The 19,772-nt window shown below is 39.0% G+C and carries 17 protein-coding genes, 1 pseudogene and 1 riboswitch; of the genes and pseudogenes, 2 read left to right on the top strand and 16 right to left on the bottom strand.

Annotation, left to right across the window (positions count from 1 at the left end; translation table 11 throughout):
• Window positions 1–17 precede the first annotated feature (17 nt).
• The 11 genes from ASG81_RS08250 to ASG81_RS08200 form a co-directional block, all read right to left on the bottom strand.
• Complete coding sequence (locus tag ASG81_RS08250) at window positions 18–1,304, bottom strand: glycosyltransferase (RefSeq protein ID WP_056631728.1); 1,287 nt, start codon at window positions 1,302–1,304, stop codon at window positions 18–20.
• Complete coding sequence (locus tag ASG81_RS08245) at window positions 1,282–2,454, bottom strand: glycosyltransferase (protein ID WP_056631725.1); 1,173 nt, start codon at window positions 2,452–2,454, stop codon at window positions 1,282–1,284. The genes ASG81_RS08250 and ASG81_RS08245 overlap by 23 nt, the downstream gene beginning before the upstream one ends.
• 70 nt (window positions 2,455–2,524) lie before the next feature.
• On the bottom strand, window positions 2,525–3,604 hold the full coding sequence (locus tag ASG81_RS08240; protein WP_056631722.1) for a glycosyltransferase family 4 protein: 1,080 nt from the start codon (window positions 3,602–3,604) through the stop codon (window positions 2,525–2,527).
• 4 nt (window positions 3,605–3,608) lie between these two features.
• Entirely contained in the window at window positions 3,609–4,181 is a 573-nt protein-coding gene (locus ASG81_RS08235) for an acyltransferase (protein ID WP_056631719.1), read from the bottom strand.
• Window positions 4,182–4,191: 10 nt separating this feature from the next.
• Entirely contained in the window at window positions 4,192–5,463 is a 1,272-nt protein-coding gene (locus ASG81_RS08230; protein WP_056631715.1) for a glycosyltransferase family 4 protein, read from the bottom strand.
• A 101-nt stretch (window positions 5,464–5,564) separates the two neighbouring features.
• A complete protein-coding gene (gmd, locus tag ASG81_RS08225; protein WP_056631713.1) occupies window positions 5,565–6,560 on the bottom strand; it encodes a GDP-mannose 4,6-dehydratase in 996 nt (331 codons plus the stop codon).
• A gap of 25 nt (window positions 6,561–6,585) precedes the next feature.
• Window positions 6,586–7,524 (bottom strand): GDP-L-fucose synthase family protein, encoded by a 939-nt coding sequence (locus ASG81_RS08220; RefSeq protein WP_056631711.1) that lies wholly within the window; start codon window positions 7,522–7,524, stop codon window positions 6,586–6,588.
• Window positions 7,525–7,555: 31 nt separating this feature from the next.
• On the bottom strand, window positions 7,556–8,248 hold the full coding sequence (locus ASG81_RS08215; protein ID WP_442952829.1) for a sugar transferase: 693 nt from the start codon (window positions 8,246–8,248) through the stop codon (window positions 7,556–7,558).
• Between the two features lie 21 nt (window positions 8,249–8,269).
• Window positions 8,270–9,163 carry a UTP--glucose-1-phosphate uridylyltransferase GalU gene (gene galU, locus ASG81_RS08210; protein WP_056631704.1) on the bottom strand — a complete coding sequence of 298 codons (894 nt, stop codon included), beginning with the start codon at window positions 9,161–9,163 and terminating at the stop codon, window positions 8,270–8,272.
• A 293-nt stretch (window positions 9,164–9,456) separates the two neighbouring features.
• A complete protein-coding gene (locus ASG81_RS08205) occupies window positions 9,457–9,855 on the bottom strand; it encodes a nucleotide-binding protein (RefSeq protein ID WP_056631698.1) in 399 nt (132 codons plus the stop codon).
• 243 nt (window positions 9,856–10,098) lie between these two features.
• Window positions 10,099–10,332 carry a Wzz/FepE/Etk N-terminal domain-containing protein gene (locus tag ASG81_RS08200; RefSeq protein ID WP_056631696.1) on the bottom strand — a complete coding sequence of 78 codons (234 nt, stop codon included), beginning with the start codon at window positions 10,330–10,332 and terminating at the stop codon, window positions 10,099–10,101.
• 1,974 nt (window positions 10,333–12,306) lie between these two features.
• Here ASG81_RS08200 and ASG81_RS08195 point away from each other — a divergent pair.
• Window positions 12,307–13,248 (top strand): LCP family glycopolymer transferase, encoded by a 942-nt coding sequence (locus ASG81_RS08195; RefSeq protein ID WP_056631693.1) that lies wholly within the window; start codon window positions 12,307–12,309, stop codon window positions 13,246–13,248.
• A 907-nt stretch (window positions 13,249–14,155) separates the two neighbouring features.
• Entirely contained in the window at window positions 14,156–14,341 is a 186-nt protein-coding gene (locus ASG81_RS08185) for a hypothetical protein (RefSeq protein ID WP_056631689.1), read from the top strand.
• 186 nt (window positions 14,342–14,527) lie between these two features.
• Here ASG81_RS08185 and ASG81_RS30680 read toward each other — a convergent pair.
• The 5 genes and pseudogenes from ASG81_RS30680 to ASG81_RS08160 form a co-directional block, all read right to left on the bottom strand.
• Window positions 14,528–14,629 (bottom strand): annotated as a pseudogene (locus ASG81_RS30680) (transposase); the annotation flags it as partial.
• A gap of 533 nt (window positions 14,630–15,162) precedes the next feature.
• Window positions 15,163–15,372, bottom strand: a complete 210-nt coding sequence (locus ASG81_RS08180; protein WP_056631687.1) for a hypothetical protein — start codon at window positions 15,370–15,372, stop codon at window positions 15,163–15,165.
• A 54-nt stretch (window positions 15,373–15,426) separates the two neighbouring features.
• Window positions 15,427–15,514: riboswitch (cyclic di-GMP riboswitch) on the bottom strand.
• Window positions 15,515–15,955: 441 nt separating this feature from the next.
• Window positions 15,956–16,648: a CpsD/CapB family tyrosine-protein kinase gene (locus ASG81_RS08170; protein ID WP_056631682.1), complete on the bottom strand. Its 693-nt coding sequence runs from the start codon at window positions 16,646–16,648 to the stop codon at window positions 15,956–15,958.
• Window positions 16,629–17,396, bottom strand: a complete 768-nt coding sequence (locus tag ASG81_RS08165; protein WP_056631679.1) for a YveK family protein — start codon at window positions 17,394–17,396, stop codon at window positions 16,629–16,631. Before ASG81_RS08165 ends, ASG81_RS08170 begins: the two co-directional genes overlap by 20 nt.
• 163 nt (window positions 17,397–17,559) lie before the next feature.
• Window positions 17,560–19,665 (bottom strand): S-layer homology domain-containing protein, encoded by a 2,106-nt coding sequence (locus ASG81_RS08160; protein ID WP_056631676.1) that lies wholly within the window; start codon window positions 19,663–19,665, stop codon window positions 17,560–17,562.
• Window positions 19,666–19,772: the final 107 nt, after the last annotated feature.

Here is a 19,772-nt window from a genome sequence, read left to right as displayed (position 1 = left end):
TATTTCTATTTTTAGTTTCAATTTAACAATTCAATATTAAATGGCCTATAGTTAGTTTCTACATTACATAGTTCTTCCCAAATATCTCTAGATTCTCGGCACATTTCTTTGTACTTTCGTTCATTCATCTCATAAACGGTTCTGAATTTCTCTGCGAGTTCTTTAGGATCCAATTCTCCTGGCAACAAGAACCCATTTCGCCCGGATATAACAATTTCTTTTGTTCCCCCAACATCGGTAGCAATAATTACTTTCCCGAAGGACATTGCCTCCATTATTGATACTGGAACGCCCTCACTACGACTTACATTTACAAAAACATTAAAATCATGCGTTCTATAATATTCTATAACTTGATCATTATTCATGTTACCTAGGAGATTACATCTTATGTTACTATTCTTAAACTTGTTGACTTCGTTTTGGATTTTTTCAAACTCATCTCCATCTCCTATATGAGTCCACTCCACGTCAAAAGTGAGTTCTTTTAATGCCTCCAATATCAATCCATTTCTTTTAACTGCCCTCATCCAAGAACAGGATAATATTTTTAAACATTTTCCTTTCGGTGATATCCTTAATCCCATATCTTCTGTACCAAGCCGACTAATTTTAAGTTTTGATTTATCTACACCGTAATTTGTTATTATATAATCAGCTCCATCTTGAGATATTGGATAAATTACATCCAGTCCATTTAAAATATAATTTCTAAAAGGTATATAACCATCGGCTGCATATTCATATACATCAAATCTATGGCATCTCGATATCGACTTTATTTGAAAACTATTAGATAACTTTTTAGATACTTTAACAGCAACATAAGCCTGTAAATGTAACCAATAAGAATAAAGAGTAATTTTCGCACCCGATGGAAGTGTTTTAATAATATATTCTTCTAGTTTTGATGATAAATAATTTCCTTGCCCTACAAAGCCAATAAGTTTAATAATATTTTTAAAATTTAGGCGTTTACTCTTCATTAACAACACCATTTCTTTATACAATCCGATGTCTAGTAATGACAATAAACACCATAAAATCTTCCTTGATTTCGAATAATCTGGTATACTGTCAATTACTTCAAATCCAACTAAATCCACAATCTTCTCTTTTATTCTATTCGCCCAAATTGGAAAGATATATTTACTTGTGTGTTCCTGTTCCAGCTTTTTAATGTAATTAATTTCTGTGGCCAAGAAAGTTTCACCTTTATAATCATAAGGATAGAACATATCTACATAGACAATTGCTTTTACACTTTTTGCTTTAATGTCATTAGCTTTTAACTTTTCTATCATTGACTTCTCCTATTATATCAAAGTATTCAAAGACTTTTTCGAGTGTTTTCTTCATGTCACATTTTTTTCTTGCGGCTTCTCTAATATTTTGAGCTAAGAACGTATTTTTCTTGGCACTGGTGCCGTGGAGACGGTGATAAAACTCAATAATCGATTTAATTTGCACTGGAGTTTCATCTGGTGTTACCTGAAGAACATACTTTCTATTTTCTTCTTGACTAAAGGCATCTATAGGATATGAAGAAATGATTGGGAGGCCTTTTGCCACATATTCTTTTGTCTTCAATGTGCTTTCTACTTTCAATTTATCCCGATGAATAGCTATTGAATTAACCCCTATATCAGCACTATTATATAATGCATCGAGTGCTATACCAGATTGAAATCCATGAAAAACGACTCGATCTTCTAATCCATACTTAGTAACCAATTCGCGATACTGATTTAGATGTGGTCCTTCTCCAACGATATTAAACAAAATTTTTTGTGTACCACCATTTCTATAGTAATAATTCATTCCTTTAATAATTCTATCCCAACCCTGAACTGATCTAATAGCGGCTGCACCAACCATAATAATGGTATCTGAAACATTGACATTGTTTTCTTTTTTACATTCAACATTATCAAATATTATCCCATTAATTGTATTAATTGTTTTAATTCCAAAAATTTTCTTATCATCCGAAAAAGTAATAATTCTATCAACATATTTCTTAAGCTGTGTCCGAAACAGATAATCTGCAGCCGCAATTCCACAAGACACAAAACTATTACCTATTTCACCATAATACGGAAAGGTAGGGATTTCAACAACAATTTTCGTGCCTTTATTTTTTAAATACTTTAATAATTCAATGAATTTAAACTCGCTTTTCGGATACCTAATATAAACATAATCAAAAAATTCATTTTTAACTAATTCAGATACAGCATTGTATAGATTAAATCTTCGGTGGATATTACTAGAATAATTTATATAATTTATGCCCGTTGAATTATATTTTCTTAAACCATTATTACTATATGACATTAAAGTACATTTATATTTTTTTTCAAAAACACTTACTTGGCTTAATACTTTTTTGGCAACCCCATCTGGTTTATTATCATCTATTAGTACTGGCGCAATATACAGAAATTTTTTCACTATTAAGATTCACACTCCTATCTGACACTCTTAGAAACTTCAAACATATATTTCACATTAATTATTTACTTCAGATTTTATTGAATATCTTCTGTAGTTTTCCAAGATATATCGATTGCATATAGTTTTTTAAAATGATATTTCTATTATTAATCATCGTCTTCTTATCACAGTACAATCTGTTGTATAATGCTACTAAATTTTGCTGTTGAGCTGTAGTTACGACAATTCCATTTACACCATCTTTAACAATATCAGGAATCCCCGCATGGTCTGTGGTCATAATTACCATCCCATTGCCCATAGCTTCCAGAATTGAAATTGGTTGGCCTTCGTTCGGATAGCGAGTGATTAATGTAAAAATATCGCAATTTTTCAACAAATCTTTTTTCTGTTTCCCACCTACTTCACCATGATAAGTTATAAAATTATCCAAATTATTTTCCTTTATATAATTAAAAAAGAACTCTTTCTCTGAGTCCTCAAAAAACCTTCCCGCAAAATTGAAATGAAATCTCTTCTTTTCACCAGATTCAATTCTTTCTTTTTCGATCTTTGCCATTTTTAGAACTTCTGGGTAGCCTTTTGTCTTAATAAAATTACTAAGATATAAGACGTGCAGAATCTGCTTTTTATCCAGTGCATTTACTTTATTTTCAAACTCTGTATCAGCCATCAAATATTGATCATCTACACAATTCGGAACCACAAAAATCTTATCATGAGCTATTATTCCGGTGAAAATAGACTTTAATGATTCGCTTAGAACAATTACACCTTCAAGGAAACTTATTGCCTTATAGTTTAACTTTGACTGTATTTTACCCACATCATCATCTACCAGTTTTCGGTAATAACCACCATGTAGATGTATAATACATTTCTTCTTCTTAAGACTTAAAATCTTTAAGATAATCAAATCACGTATATTTCCACCTTTTGTCTGGCTGATGGTAAAGTAAAACAAATCTGCTTTGCTATTCCAAATTAGAACGAGATTCTTCAGAAACCTTTTATTATTCGCAATATCTACTTTTCCAAAATCATAATCGTCCGAGAGATTTGAATTATAAAGAGTTTCCACTGCCTTCGTCAATCCATGAATTGGAGGTGGAAACTGAGCAATAAAACATATCATTTTCTTTTTCATTGAATCATACCTTTGCTTCATTAGTATCTAGATATCGTACCACTCTCACCGGATTCCCAGCAGCTATACAATTGGCCGGAATCTCACCGCTAACTACGCTACCGGCACCAATAACAGTATTGTCGCCAATCTTCGCACCTTTCAGAATCAAACAGTTGCAACCGATGAACACGTTCTCTCCGATTTCAATTGGTCGGATTCCCATATGATTATTTGGTGTTTTCCTCCGCACTTCTGGGTCAACCGGGTGAAAATCATTGTCAATAATTTTCGTATTTCCGCCAATCATTGTATTATCACCGATTATGATGCTCTTACGTGCATAAATCGTGGCACCAGAAATGCCAACTTCATTACCAATAATAATTTTAGCCTCTGGTGTTCTCGTCACAATAATAGTCCGCTGATACAATCCTACTAGATTAGATAAGAACGATGAATTAATCGTCACATTTTCGCCGATAGTGAGTTCTGCCCCAAATTTATTGAAGATAACTGGTGCACCTTTTAACAATAAGTTCTTCCCATATTTAACTTTCGTTGCTTTCAATATTAACTTATACCAGTTGCTATTCATATTTGAAACCTCATCTTATTAAGATACTAATCTCTTCAATATACTTCTTTATTGATACATCTTTCGTTAGATTATTAACCAAATAGGCTCTTGCACGCTCACACATTTCAGTACGAATGCAGGTTTCTTTCTCTTTCAGAAACCTTTCAATATTGGCTTCAACCTCATCATAATTACCCGGTTCAGTTACATAACCACACTTTGTTTCTTCAATAATCAAGCGTGCTTCGGAGCCTTCCTCTAATACACCAAGTATTGGTTTTCCTGCTGCCATAATTCCATAAAGCTTACTTGGAACGGATACTCCCTTGATGCCTTTAGCATTAATACACCAATGAACATCACCGGCATTCAGGCTGTAGACCAGATCTGATTTATTCTGATAAGGAATAAAAGTTACATTTTTGAGATTGTATTCGTCCTTATAGAGAACCAGTTTATCTAAAATAGTGCCCTCGCCAACAAATGCAAAAGCCATATCGTTCCTATCATTAAACTTCTTAATTACGTGTATCAAGTTCTCAAGATCATAGTAGAGACCTATGTTACCGGAATACATTATGATAAACTTATTTTCTAATTTGTATTTCTTTTTGAAAGCTACTACTTTTTCATTATCTGTCGGCAGAGGATAGATTTCCTTCTCATCAATCCAGTTATTGATGAACACATGATTCGGTACCTTTTTACCTTTAAATCTGTCTTTCATGGTTTCAACCATATCACGACCAACAACAATTACCTTGTCAGCACGTTTACAGCTAAATTTGTCGAACCACATCATAGCGTTCAGAATCAGCTTATTCTTGCTATATCCAACAGCCATGGTCTGCTCCGGATTAAAATCCTGAATATTGTAGATGTATTTGGCGTACTTCATCCATTTCCCCCATACACCAAGCAGGCCACCAAGAATAGGAGGTTGAGAAATGGAATACACATAATCCATTTTTCCGACCTTAAATGTGGCAATCATAGCTCCTAAGAAGTATGCTAGAATATTTTTAATTCGGCTTAATTTATTTTTCTTGGAGAATTCCGGAACACGAATTCGGATAATTTTAACACCGTTGAATTCTTCCTTATAAAACATCTTTGTCTTATACTCGGCAGTAACCTCTCCAGTATAGGAAGGAACAACACAAATTACGGTTATATCGAAAGAATCAAGCATTTTTTCAGCCAGTTCTTTTAATATCTGACCTGTGGATGCGACATCTGGATGATAATAGTGGGCATATATTAGTAATTTTTTCTTCACATTTGGTTCAGGGACTTTCATATCCGAACTCCGTTCCTATGAATAAGTAAAAGTTATTTGAGTTAAAAATAAAAAAAGTGCTGCTTTACTTTACACAGTGCTTTTTTATTTAATTCAGCTAGTCAAACAGGAATTTTCACATTACTAAATTGAATTATTCTACTAACTTTCTTCATGTCTTCATCAACCATCATTTTAATCAACTCTTCGAAACCAACTTCCAACTTCCAACCGAGTTGTTCTCTCGCTTTCGTACAGTCACCAAGTAAAAGATCCACTTCAGCTGGGCGTGTAAACTGCGGATCTATAATTACATACTCCTTGTAATTTAATCCCACATGAGTGAAGGCCACTTCAAGTAACTCCCTAACTGTGTGCATCTCTCCAGTCGAAATCACATAATCATCCGCTTCTTCTTGCTGTAACATAAGCCACATTGCTTTTACATAGTCACCTGCAAAACCCCAATCCCGAAGTGAATCAGTATTACCAATACGGAGTTCATTTTGAAGACCTAACTTGATTCTAGCTACCGCATCAGTTACTTTACGGGTTACAAACTCCACTCCGCGTCTAGGAGATTCATGATTAAACAAAATGCCGGAACATGCAAACATATTAAAGCTTTCACGATAATTGACCGTGATCCAGTGACCATAAACCTTAGCAACACCGTAAGGACTGCGCGGATAAAATGGTGTTGTTTCTTTCTGTGGCGTTTCTACTACTTTGCCGAACATTTCACTGCTAGAAGCCTGGTAAAATCTCGCTTCGGGTTTAATAATTCTTACAGCTTCAAGCATATTCGTAACGGATAACGCGGTGATTTGTCCTGTTAGTAAAGGCTGCGGCCATGAAGCAGCTACGTATGATTGAGCAGCCAAATTATAAACCTCATCAGGATCAGAGAGTCTAACAGCCTCAATCAGAGAAGCTAGGTCTGTTAAATCACCAGAGATCCACTTGATTTTATCTTTAATATGTTCAACATTCTCATAGTTCGCTGTACTGGTCCTTCTTCTCAGGCCATAAATCTCATAGTCCTTGTCAAGCAAGAATTCTGCCAAGTAAGATCCATCTTGTCCGGTAACACCTGTAATTAATGCACGCTTTTTCATTTGTTTTCCCCCATAAATTCTCTTATTATTTATTTATCAAATATTCCTTTTGGAAGGCCACATATGCTGATTTAAGTCCTTCTTCCAAGGAAATTCTGGCTTGCCAACCAAGGGCGTTGATCTTAGAAACATCAACCAATTTCCTTGGTGTCCCATCCGGTATGGAGGAATTAAAACTAATTTCGCCTTGATAACCTACTATGCTCTTGATTAATTCAGCCAAATCCCTAATCGCAATATCTTCACCGACACCCACGTTAATAATCTCGCTATCTTCGTAATGCTCCATTAGGAATAAGCACGCTTCTGCCAGATCGTCAGAATGCAAAAATTCACGTTTTGGCTGGCCCGTTCCCCATACTTCAACCGATTGCGCATTGGCTTCTTTGGCCTCATGAAATTTACGGATGAGTGCAGGTAACACATGTGAAGTTTTCAGATCGAAGTTATCATTCGGTCCATACATATTCGTTGGCATGACTGAAATGAATTTCGTTCCATATTGACGGTTATACGATTGACACATATTGATTCCTGCAATTTTCGCGATGGCATATGGTTTATTCGTAGGCTCAAGATCCCCCGTCAGTAGATATTCTTCCTTCAGAGGCTGCGGTGCGAATTTAGGATAAATACATGTTGAACCCAGGAACATTAGATTCTTCACGCCGGTACGATAAGCGGAATCGATCACATTCGTTTGAATTAGCAAATTATCCCGAATGAAATCCGCTGGAAAATCATTATTTGCGGCAATGCCGCCTACTTTAGCCGCAGCCAGAAAAACATAATCTATTTCTTGCTCTTCGAAGAAGCTCTGAACTTGGTCTCGTTCTCTTAAATCCAATTCTGAACTTGAACGATAAATGAGATTTCGATAACCTTTCTTTTCTAAAGCTCTTAGAATTGCTGAACCAACCAATCCCCTGTGTCCTGCAACATAAATTCTGGCGTTATTCTCCATACCGACACCTCATTTTCATATTTATTTTATTTCAAAAAGCATCTTTTGATCCGATTAGTACTTTTACTGTCTTGAATATAATTTTTAGATCAAATAGCATACTTCTGCGTTCTATGTAAGCCAGATCTAGATCAACCATTTCGGCAAAGTTCAATTCATTTCTTCCGCTTACCTGCCATAAGCCGGTACAACCTGGCATCACCTTGAGCCTCATCTTGTCATAACTCGTATATTCTGCTACTTCGCGTGATAGCGGGGGTCTAGGCCCAACAATGGACATGTCGCCTCTAATCACGTTCCATAGCTGCGGCAGCTCATCGATGCTGGTTTTTCGTATGAACTTACCCACTTTGGTGATACGTGGGTCTTCCTTCATCTTGAACATCGCGCCGTCAATTTCGTTTTGGCTCAGCAACCCATCTAGTAGTTCTTCCGCATTGGAGACCATTGAACGAAATTTATACATGCGAAATGGTGTTTCGTTCTTACCAATTCGAACCTGATGAAAGAAAACAGGACCACGAGGGTCCTCGATCTTGATTAAGATGGCGACGACAATAAATAACGGAATAAGAAATACCATTCCAATAAAAGCGGCTATAATATCCATCGCTCTCTTGGTTATTAGATAAGCTCTTAAGTTTCTTTTATGTTCTATCGCTACCGAAGCATTATATACATTAGTTTCCAGAGCGATCTTTGCATCATTTCTTTGTTGAGCCATATTCATTCCCCCTCTTACCAATCAATAAATGACTTTGTTGGCCTTTTCACGCTCCAATATCTCTTCTAAAGCCGTAAGTAATGGTAAACGAAGTTCTTTCCTCTGAAGTGCAAAATCCAAGCTGGTTTTAATATAGCCCAGCTTCTCTCCAACATCATAACGAACTCCGTCGAAATCATAAGCGTAAACGCCTTCTGATTCGTTCAATTTCTGAATCGCATCCGTCAGTTGAATCTCACCGCCGGCTCCAGTCTCTTGTTTTTCTAGGAAACCAAATATTGCTGGAGTTAAAACATATCTTCCCATGATAGCGAGATTGGAAGGTGCAGAACCTAGCGGTGGTTTCTCAACAAAATTACGAACTTGAACGAGCTTCGTATCTGCCGGCTCCACTGGATCCACAATTCCGTATCTTTCAGTTTGATCAATGGCAACGGCTTGAACACCGATAACCGATCTTCCCACCTGCTCATATTGGTCTATCAGCTGTTTGATGCATGGAATTTCCGCCTGTACGATATCGTCACCAAGGAGGACGGCAAACGGTTCATCGCCGATGAAATTCCTAGCACACCATACCGCATGCCCCAGCCCTTTGGCTTCTTTTTGACGAATATAATGTATATTGATGCTCGAGGATTTTTGGACTTCTTTGAGGATTTCGTGTTTGCCCTTCTCATAGAGATTATGCTCCAACTCAAAAGCAATATCGAAGTGATCTTCAATAGCCCGCTTTCCTTTTCCTGTTACAATAATGATGTCTTCAATACCGGATTGGATGGCTTCCTCTACTATGTACTGAATGGTAGGTTTATCAACGATAGGTAACATTTCTTTTGGCATAGCTTTCGTTGCTGGAAGAAATCGTGTTCCAAGTCCAGCGGCAGGAATGATAGCTTTTCTCACTTTTTTCATCTCAATCACCTATCCTTCGATTTTCTAAATTTTCTTGTCTCCTATTTATCTAGTTATCAAAAATGCAAGCTGTGTCTTCTTACGCCTGTTAAGCACGTAAGAAAGCATAGCTTGGACTTTTGCTGTCCAAGTTCAGGCATCAAACCCATCCTCACGTCACACTCTTGACGATTTACGTCTAAGGTCTATCGACCCACAGCATGACCGAGTGCCTCCAGTGATATAGGTACAGGAGACATTACCTTTAAATCCGTTCATACATTACTCTACGTGCTATTTCTGCGTTACCCTTTTTATTTCTCTTTCCGCTCGCCATAATAATAACCATCTGTGCTGTTGCGGTTAATGTTATTTATAATGACGCCGATCATTCTCGCTTTAACTAGCTCCAAACTCACTTTGGCTTTCAGGGCGGCTTCATTCTTGACCCTTCCGGAATCGATGACCATTATTACACCATCGCACTGAGCGGCAACGATTTGAGCATCGGTGACCACCAGGACAGGCGGCGTATCGATGAGGAGCACTTTCTTGTTCGACTGCGCATAAGCAACAGCCAGATTTGCAAATGTCGTACTTTCCCCTTCGGCCATCTTGGTGGAGGTAAGCATTATCGTTTGTATCTTCTCATCAACATTCGAAAATTCGATATTAGTCCGAAGAATTTTATAGGCTTCGGAGATCGGCGACATTGGATTGCTATCTGTGATCAACTGATCATTAAGTGTCTATCATGACATTCTTCTCACCTCTTATTGTTTTGGTGACCTTCTGTTAATCGATGATACGTTGAAATCGGAAGCGGATGTCGAACAAATTCTTGGCTGGCCGAACTTGACGCTTGTACCGCGTATGAGAAAATCCAACAAAGTTTTGTTAAAGTTAGCTTCAGGTCGGGAAATTTCGCCACAACTTTGCTCATAATACGGGGTTTTTTATAATTTATTTGTAGGTCTTAACAATAGAATGTTGGTGTTGATTGTACCGAGATCTATTCTGCTATTTTTCGCATCCATATTCTGATTCACGATCAAATTCGTGGATGCTTCATACATCTTATCCATAAAGAAATAAGAATAGATGCCCGTTGTCGTTCCACTGACGATGACCAACACAAGGATCATCCAAATATTTTTCCTGACAATTGACCAATAATCTTTCAGTTTCAAGTTGCCTCCTCCATTTGTATTATTTTACCAAAAAAGTATTATTCTTTTCGATTTATCCGCCTCAGTAAATTTCTTTGTTCTAAATGACTCGAATCGTATTATTACGATACAAATCGATATATTCATCGCCAAGTGTCCTGCCGAGGATATGATACGCTTTTGTTCAGTTCTAATGCTCTGTGGTAACATTTATGAGCATCGATAGCAATGAAATAGACCATACGGTTCGACATAATTCAAGTGCTTCTGAATCTTCTTTCCAAATAGTCCGGTTATCGAACAAACAGTCAATTGGCAGAGTGCTCCTTTAATGAAACAGCTCAACCGTTTGCCTGACTGCGCATAAATGAAGTAACCGTTGTAGACTTGCCACCTACAAAACCTGCTTAAGTCCTATGTACTCACCAAAACTCACTACTTGAAAACTGTATCTACTATCTTGACTAATATCACTTTCGTGATTCCAGCTTACGTTAGCATGGGCAAATACGACCATTTTTTTGCCCAACAAATTGAATTATATCAAAAAGTAACTACTTTGTATCTATAATTATGAAAAAACCCTAATGATTTTTTAACAATGTTGTCATATATTCCAATCTCTGTGATTTCAATCAATACTAAAGTGTGACAATGACACAATGAGATAAAATGACCACCTTTGGAACCTCCTGCATGGCGTTGCCTCTCCCCTTTTTTATCATGGAATGAAGTTCCGAACATGCAAGTAACGAATTACAACGATACTTAATCACTGTCTCTTTCTGTCCACCTAGACTCTGTTCTCTTCCTTTGTATCTCCTTCGAGGAAATCATGTATGTGTAGAAATGTGTTTGAGTAGGATTTTTATAAGGGTTTTCACATAACCGTCAATCGGTTGCTGAAAGGTGGGATTGAGTTTAGCTTCCAAAGAATGAATAAGATCTCCGAGCTCATTAGGCAGGTCCCTCGCAGATGAAAGCAATACTAGATGACAATAGATTACCGGATTGTCATCACGCGCTATGGTGAATTCCAGGCTTACAGCAATGAGCGAACCGTGACCCTATATGGACGGTTTTGAGATGTCATGTACACATAGCTCTCCTTAAGAGTCTCACAGTCTCAATTTGAATTCATCTTTCATATGATCGAAAAATTTCTTCATGGAAGGAGACGTCGACTTTTCTCCGAATCCCTTCTCTATTAAATGCCAATAGTAAGAAAGGAGCAGCTTTAATCGGAGCGTTCCAGTCCGAGACACCTCGTTCAAGCATGGCTAGGAGTAGAACCTTTTATAACTCTTGGTCATGGTAGTGCCTTCAAATTCACCAAACCATATTTACCATAGTTCGGTCGGGAAGCACTAGCACTCTTTCTTTTTATCAAATTATATGATATTGTCAATACGTTTCGTGATCAAACTCAATGGAACGTATGGAGCCTGAGACCATTCGGTTACTTTTTTATAAAGAACATTAAGGAAAGGAGATGCTCGTGTGTAATAGAATTGCCTTTTTGCATAATTAAAGGGAATTGACGCAGGATGAATTAGCAGACCACCTTGAAATTACCCTGGACTCACTCTCATATTAGGAGAATAATCGAAGAGAACTAGGTTATGACCTTTTAAATAAAATAGCTGATCATTTTCGCGTTTTATGCGGTTTTTTATTGGGGCGGTTACAAAATAATCTTGACTTCGAACTTTCAGATCAATCCAATTAATGATCGACGGCCTCCCCCAACTATCAAACGAAGTGAACAGCGTTATCGCTTGATTCGGACAGAGCGACTGCTAGATTAATCTTTAGCTTGATTACCGGCAATGAGAATGCTATGGAATGATTGTGGGAGGAGTTTATGTTCTAAGATGCTTCTACTAATTACCACTTCATTTGTTCTAGAACATGTTTAATAATTGAAATAAGTTGATGAGCAATTAGCACCAAATGGATTACGTGCTCAAAAGTAAAATAAGGAGTCCTGCAAACATGAATCGTCGATTGAAACTCACCCTCATATGGACAGGGGCTGTAGTCGCTACAATACTACTGCTGGTAGGAGGCTTAGTTTGGTACGTATATAATTCAGCCCAGCAAACCGCTGCAAAGATATATGATGACTTAGAGCCCGTAAATCCGGCCTATATCAGCAAAGACACAGACGTGAACAAGGCAACGGAGCCCATGAAAAATTTGGACCCCTTCACAGTTCTTGTCTTAGGTGTGGATGAGCGGAAAAATGATCGGGGTCGTTCTGATACAATGATTGTACTGACCGTTAATCCTGTAAAGCAGTCCATATTGATATTTAATATTCCTCGTGATACGCGAACCGAAATCATTGGTCACGGCACCATAGACAAAATCAACCATGCTTACGCCTTCGGCGGCGTGGAAATGTCCATACAAACAGTAGAGAATTTCCTGGATTATCCTATTGATTACTATGCCAAAGTGAATATGGAAGGCTTCGCGCGGCTTATTGATTTGATAGGCGGCGTTGAGGTGGATAATCCGTTTTCTTTTGATTATGAGGGTCATAAGTTCGATCAAGGTCATCTGTCGTTGAACGGAACATTAGCGTTGAAGTATTCCCGTATGCGCTATGATGACCCAAGGGGCGACTTCGGACGCAATACGCGGCAGCGTGATATTCTGCAGGAAGTCATGAATCGTGCAATGAGCTTCTCCAATGTAACCCAACTACAGTCGATTCTAGGCGAGCTTAAAGATAGTGTGAAGACGAATATTACCTTTGATGAAATGAAGCAATTTGTGACGGATTACCGACCTCAGATTCATAAGATCGATATGGTTGAGGTGCAAGGAAAAGGCCAGATTATCAATCGAATTTGGTATTATAATGTCGAGAATGATGAGCGAACCCGTATTCACAATAAAATCAAAGAGCATCTTCAGAAGGTGTCTTGAAATGAGTAATAAAGGCAAGACTAATGTGAATAATGGGTGGAAAAGCAACAACCGAATTCCAACTAAACGAATATGTACACGGGCGGAATTTGCTACGATGTTGGTGAAAGCCAGCCTTCGGTTTAAAAGTTTCGCTTGCAACCAAAAATTTTTCAGACATTCAAGACAACGATTAGTTTGCCTCTTTTGTCACAACAACGGCGAAGTTTGGGATTGTGAATGGGTGATCAAGTACGGTTTTTGATTACCATTCTCCGCCTTGATCGTTACATTTTCCAAACGATCTTTACGCATTCCTGGGCCTCAAAGGAAAACTGGACATCAAATTATCACTGCCACAATTCCTATTAACTTAGCCAATACCGACACAATCAAATTCATTAAAGCCAGAGCCACGACCCTAGCAACACATTATTTCAACGTTGTGGCTTGGCAATGTAACCATATTCCACATTATAAATGCCGCTCATCAGCCTAAACGGCCTCTCTGTAAATAACAGGGAGGCCCTAGCTTTTTTAAGCGAATGGTTTGTTAAAAAGGATGGATAAATGGACTTTCGCAAGGCTCTCAAAGGGGCCAAGTATCCCGTAACTTCATTCGTTACTGATAGTGAATGTGATGCCTTCTCTAAAAAAAGTAGATGCACTACTTCGCAAAAGACCATCGGTATTATAGTTCATCGATGAACAACGCTTCGAGAATCGGTTGGACGAAAGAGTCCACTTCATTCAGGGATTCCGGCGATTCACCTCCCTCTCTATTCATATTCTTTTTCAAAACCACTGCTTCCTCATCCTGTCTTTAGGCTATTCTAAGCCCAAAATGTAAACCTTAATTGACAATGAAGATCACTGCTCATAAGATCAACGTAAGCTCCGTAAATTAAAGAGAAAGTGAGATTTAAACTTGAAAGCATATATTACAGCTAATGAAGGGTTCATCAGCGCTGAATTGATCGTTGAACAAGCGGTTATCTATGCGAGATTGTTACGGCAACTCGGAAATGTGGATGTACGCGTAGTTCCCATCAATGCATTAAAAACTGGAAAATCAGGGAAACAAGCGAATATGCGTCATTTATCTGTAAAATAGATTTCGTTAACGCTCATACCCAGAAAATGTACGTAATTGATGGGTTGGGGAGAGCTTATGGCATTATTGTCAAATGCCAAGAGACCGGCTAGGTAGTCCGAGACGCTTGGCATGAAGAAGCATTAGTCCAAGGCCACCGGAATCGAGGATCATTACAAGCAAACAGAATGCGATGAGCGCTATTCATTGATTATGCACGGATTGCTCGCTTGTCCCATAAAAGCATTTGATCTGTAGATGCTGTTTCATCCACTTGAAGAACGTTTCAATTGCCCAGCGACTGCGATATGGAATCGATGATTTTCAGCATTCCTCGATCTGCGGAAGAACCATTTCGTGACAGGATCTGTTTGACCAATCGCTCAAAAAACCTGCCCCAGCAACTCAGGATCCACTCGGTTGTGTTTTCAACAAAGTTGAGCAGCAGAGATGGACTGAAGCCGAGCTCCTGCTGAAACTCTTTGCATAAGACGTCGTCCGCAATGTCTCAACCATTTACCAAATGAAGAATATAGGGTATCCTTGTCCATGCGTGAATGGATTATGGACAGGAACTACCTACCATACCCATTGTAAAGGATTTTTTTATGCTCACATGACCGAATGACTGAAAATTATGAAGACTAGGAGAACATTAATGCAATGCTAATGAAAGCGAAAGCAATTTCCTTCAAGATTTGTTCTTTGGATTTTGAGTTTCTCTATTTAATAATGCATTTATTTAAATATTTAGTAAGTATTTTCTATTCAAACATAAATAAGAGGTACCTAAAGTCTTAGTCTTTAGATACCTCTTATTTAAATATGCCGGGTTAAAAGACTTAAGAAGAGAGACATAACTTCCCTATAGTTTCTTCATCTGAGTAATGAATCTCATTGATTATAATAGAACTTGCAGCTTTTGATTCCATAAATTCTCTAACAAAGATTGCTTCAGCCATTTTATCGGCTCGTTTTGAAACTACGAATAAACTAAAATAAAAGATACCGCCAATAATCCAAAAAATAGACAAAGTAATTAACCAACTCATATACTTTCTACCTCCTTGAAATGTGTTCCACATACAATCGGACGGAGGCCCGTTTTCGGCAGCTGGCTGACATATTGAATGTTCCAATTCAGTCCCTTTAGCTTTGCGTCACTGATTTTCATCAGTTTTGCTATTATCGAACGATTTATGTAATTTTCGTATATAGGAATATATTATCAAATTTTAAAAAAATAACATCATACTTTAGTATTGCATTTTGCTCAAAAAATAGGGAATAAAGAACTATTTTTCTCTTCGAAAAGATAGGCGGATCGGGGAAGCAACTGTGGCCTTTGTCCAATGATGTAAGATCAGCTATTTCTGCTTCACACATTTTTTTCTTTCTGCTCGTCCTAAAAATAACTCACTGCGCGATTGCGGTTTAATGTCATTTAAAACGACACCTATTTTTCCTGATTCAACTAACTCCAGACTCACATGGCTTTCAGAGTAGCTTCTTTCTTGCTATAAGCAATAACCAGATTTGCTAGATATCGTACTTTATACTTTATAATACTGAACATCCATATCTTCTCTTCTAAGCTTAATCCTACGCTACAGCTATCTACTACGGAATTATCTTTTATTTCTCTTGAACGCCATAATAATAATAGTAAACCTCTTCATTCGCTTTGCGCTTCACATTGTTCAGCACAACGCCTAGAATACGTGCTTTTACGCTCTCTAAACTCTTTACAGCCTTGCTTGCGATATCCCGTTTCACTTTGCCTTGATCGACTACCAGAATAACGCCATCGCTCTTCGTAGCCACGATTTGCGCATCGGTTACCGCGAGCAGTGGCGGCGTATCGATTAAAATTATGTCATACATTTGTCTGAGCTGTTCCAGGAGTGATGTCATCTTCTTCGAGCCCATCATCTCTGCCGGGTTCGGAGGAATCGCTCCCGATGTCATAACATCCAAGTTAGGAATATCCGATGCCTGGATGACTTCCTCCAGCTTGGATTGCTGCGAAATAACAGAAGACAGCCCCCAGCGATTGGATAAAGAAAAGGTGTGATGGGCGGTAGGCTTACGAAGATCGGCATCGATCAGAATGACTTTCTTCTCCGATTGCGCGAAGGTGATGGCCAGATTCGTAATCGTTGTCGACTTCCCCTCGCCGGGTCCTGCCGAGGAGACCATTAGCACTTGAAGAGTCTCATCGATGGAAGAAAACTCGATATTGGTCCGCAGCGCGCGGTAGGATTCGGAAATAGGTGAGCGGGGGTTTGTAACAGTAATCATCTGCCGTTTATTTTTCGATTGAGACACGCTCTAATTCACCTGCCTTGTAGGTTTGGTTGGCCTTGCTCGTTTGGTTAGAATTAGTCTCCTCCATATTCATTCTTGAAATCATGGCAAGCGTAGGCTGGCCCAAATACTGCAGTACATCCTCTTCGGTCTTGATCGTATCATCCAAATACTCAAGCAGAGATGTGACACCGATGGCTAGCATTAAGGAAACGACAAACGCAATCGCTATATTAAGCGGCACATTAGGAGCGACCGGACTTGGGCTTACGGTTTCGACCGCTTTGTTCAAAATCGATACATTCTCGACCTTAAAAATATGCTGGATCTCTTCCTGAAATACTTGAGACACGGCGTTCACGACTTGAGCCGCCAGCTTGTAGTCCACGTCTTGTACAACTAGCGTCATTACCTGTGTATTGTTTACGGAGCTGACCTGGATCTTGCGCGAGAGCTCGACTGGGGTTAACCCAAGCTGCGGATACTGCTCGGCAACTTTGTCTAATATAGCCGGTGTCTTAATAATTTCTTTGTAAGTATCAATCATCTTAATATTCGAATTGATTTGATTGAGATCAAGCTGACCGGTTGCCGTTTGTGATGCTGTCTGATTCACGATAATTTTCGTAGAGGCCTCATAGACTGGGGCCTTAACAAACAAGCTGACAACGGCCGCTGCGGCTGTACATACGAATACAAACAATAGAATAAGCGCTAATCGCTTCTTAATGATAGCCATATACTGTCGTAAATCCAGTTCGTTAGACACTTCATACTCCTCCATCAGATATAGTCGCATCGATATGAATTATTGATTCCTGAGGACTACACCCTACTATGTATTAATACATAATTTTACTGTAAATTATAAATTTCTGAAAAAAATCTTCCTCCCCTCTACATGGGAGGAAGATTTTTAACTTTATTATAACTTATTTGTCGAAATTTAGCGCGCGGTAAATAATGACAGCTGCTTCTGCGCGAGTCGTATTGTTATTCGGTAAGAACTTGCCTGCATTTCCGATTACGATTTGGTGATTTGCCGCAAATGCAACGCCGTCTTTCAGCGCAGCGCTGATTTTACCCTCATCAGCAAATCCTTTAAGTGCAGCCTTCTGATCCAATACATCTGCAGCACCCGTTGTTACTTTAAGTGCACGAGTAATCATTGTAGCCATTTCAGCACGTGTAATCGTTGCATTTGGAGCGAACTTGGATGCGGAACGACCTTTGATGATTCCAAGCTTCACTGCTGCAGCTACATATGGAGCATGCCAGTCGCCAGCTTTTACGTCATCAAAGCTTTCTGTTGCGGAGTTGTTCTCCAAATCAAGTCCGCGAACAAGCATTTTCGCAAATTCAGCACGTGTTACATTATTTTTCGGAGCAAACTTACCTGCAGCTTTACCTTCGATTGCACCCTTAGCCGCGATTACTTCGATTTGGCGCCCAGCCCAAGCTTGAACGGAAGCGATATCGTTAAACGATACTTTATTTTCAACAACTACATACGAGGAGAACGCATCGCGGGATTCGATAATCGAATTACCTTTCACTCGTCCACCGTGGATCTCAAGCTTGCCGTTAACGATTTTTGCTACGGACAGAAGCTCTTTATCAAGACCTTCTAGGCTGTCAAGCGGAATACTGACAACGATCGGATCAGAAAACTTAGTCGTCTCTGTTCCGCCAACTTTCAGACTGAAGTCAAATACGGAAGATGCCGATTTCAAAGTACCAATATTCGCTTTTGTCGCATCACTTGTCTTAACTGTCAACGAAATAGCGGATGAGAAAGTACCTCCGAACGGAGTTGTAATTTCAAATTTATCAACGATAAATTTTGAACCAGTCAACTTCGCACCTGCACCGGCTTTCACTACTGCATCGGACAAATTAAGAACGAATGCCTTTTGTGTAACAGCGCCTAGATTAAACGTTAATCCCAGGTTCTTCAACACAGCCTTAGGAGCAACTTCCTTGACTTTTGCGGTAATAGCCGCAATTCCTGCAATAACCGGCAACACCTTCGAATCATCGAGTTTCAATTCAGCTTGTCCGTTAACAACCGTTACGTTGCCAGCAGCATTAATAACAACCATATCATTTATCAATGACTGAGAATCCTTAACGAACTTCTCGATAATAGCAGCCTTCTCTGCATCAGTAGCTTTTTCAAGCGCGGCTTTCAGATTATCTAGAAGGGAAGTAACGTTAGCAGGCAATTGGTCAGTTACAGCACCTCCACCTACGATTCCACCGCCGCCGCCAACTGGAGTATCCGTATTCAATGATTCATAAGCAGTGAACAACGCTGTAGCAGCATTAATAAATAGGATGTCGTTGCCAATCTCGATTCTAACTTGTGATAATACGTCTATTACATCCTCAGTGGTTACTCCATACTCAAGGAATACTTTCTCAACTGCATATTCACTCATAGGCAATGCATCCAGTACGTCTTCTAACAACATATTAAGAGAGCTTGAGTTCGTCATCAAAGTAAGTAATTCTTCCAAATCCTTTTCGCCGAGTTGATTAAAAAACTCAGCCTGAATATCAAAGAAATATTCAGCAATGTCATCTACGCTCAAAACAACGTCAGCATTCTCAGCAAATGATTGAATAAATGCGCTATGATCCGCGCGAAGCTTCTCAAGACCCTCATCGGAAGGGCTATAGTACAAGCTAACCGCTTCAAAGAACAGTGCTTTCAATTGCTCTTTCTCAGGTCCTGCAGTTACGAATTTGTCAACGACTGGCGCAGCGATTCTGCCTGCTGCAGCTATGCTCAATGCCTCGAAAGCACCTTGAAGCGACTCAACGGCTGGCAATCCTCCCGTTTCGACAAGCGCGTCGTACAGAGCCTCCATGTCATCTTCAAGCGTGGAATCCGCTGTTGCCGAGGATGCATAAGCAACCCCGCTCACTCCGAGCTTCTCCGCCAAACCTTGGCTGCTAAGCGGAATGCCGGCGAAAGCCGTTAGGGCTACGCTCGCCGCAACCGTAGATACTGCTAATTTTTTTGTTAATTTCACGCTTTCTCACTCCTAATATATTAAAATAGTTGCACTCATCTAAATGACGAATGACTAATAACGCCGATAAACATAACTTTCAATATGTACTTGCTGCTTATGTCTCT

Origin of the sequence: Paenibacillus sp. Soil522 (assembly GCF_001428245.1) — a bacterium.
In the GTDB taxonomy this organism is placed as follows: Bacteria; Bacillota; Bacilli; order Paenibacillales; family Paenibacillaceae; genus Pristimantibacillus.
The sequence above is the reverse complement of the archived record's forward strand: the minus strand, read 5'-3'. Positions and strand labels throughout refer to the sequence as shown.

Bases quoted from the DNA above. Each gene is read 5' to 3' on its own strand.
- ASG81_RS08250 (WP_056631728.1), bottom strand. From the start codon at position 1,304: ATGATAGAAAAGTTAAAAGCTAATGACATTAAAGCAAAAAGTGTAAAA.
- ASG81_RS08240 (WP_056631722.1), bottom strand. From the start codon at position 3,604: ATGAAAAAGAAAATGATATGTTTTATTGCTCAGTTTCCACCTCCAATT.
- ASG81_RS08235 (WP_056631719.1), bottom strand. From the start codon at position 4,181: ATGAATAGCAACTGGTATAAGTTAATATTGAAAGCAACGAAAGTTAAA.
- ASG81_RS08230 (WP_056631715.1), bottom strand. From the start codon at position 5,463: ATGAAAGTCCCTGAACCAAATGTGAAGAAAAAATTACTAATATATGCC.
- gmd (WP_056631713.1), bottom strand. From the start codon at position 6,560: ATGAAAAAGCGTGCATTAATTACAGGTGTTACCGGACAAGATGGATCT.
- ASG81_RS08220 (WP_056631711.1), bottom strand. From the start codon at position 7,524: ATGGAGAATAACGCCAGAATTTATGTTGCAGGACACAGGGGATTGGTT.
- ASG81_RS08215 (WP_442952829.1), bottom strand. From the start codon at position 8,248: ATGGCTCAACAAAGAAATGATGCAAAGATCGCTCTGGAAACTAATGTA.
- galU (WP_056631704.1), bottom strand. From the start codon at position 9,163: ATGAAAAAAGTGAGAAAAGCTATCATTCCTGCCGCTGGACTTGGAACA.
- ASG81_RS08205 (WP_056631698.1), bottom strand. From the start codon at position 9,855: ATGTCGCCGATCTCCGAAGCCTATAAAATTCTTCGGACTAATATCGAA.
- ASG81_RS08195 (WP_056631693.1), top strand. From the start codon at position 12,307: ATGAATCGTCGATTGAAACTCACCCTCATATGGACAGGGGCTGTAGTC.
- ASG81_RS08180 (WP_056631687.1), bottom strand. From the start codon at position 15,372: ATGAGTTGGTTAATTACTTTGTCTATTTTTTGGATTATTGGCGGTATC.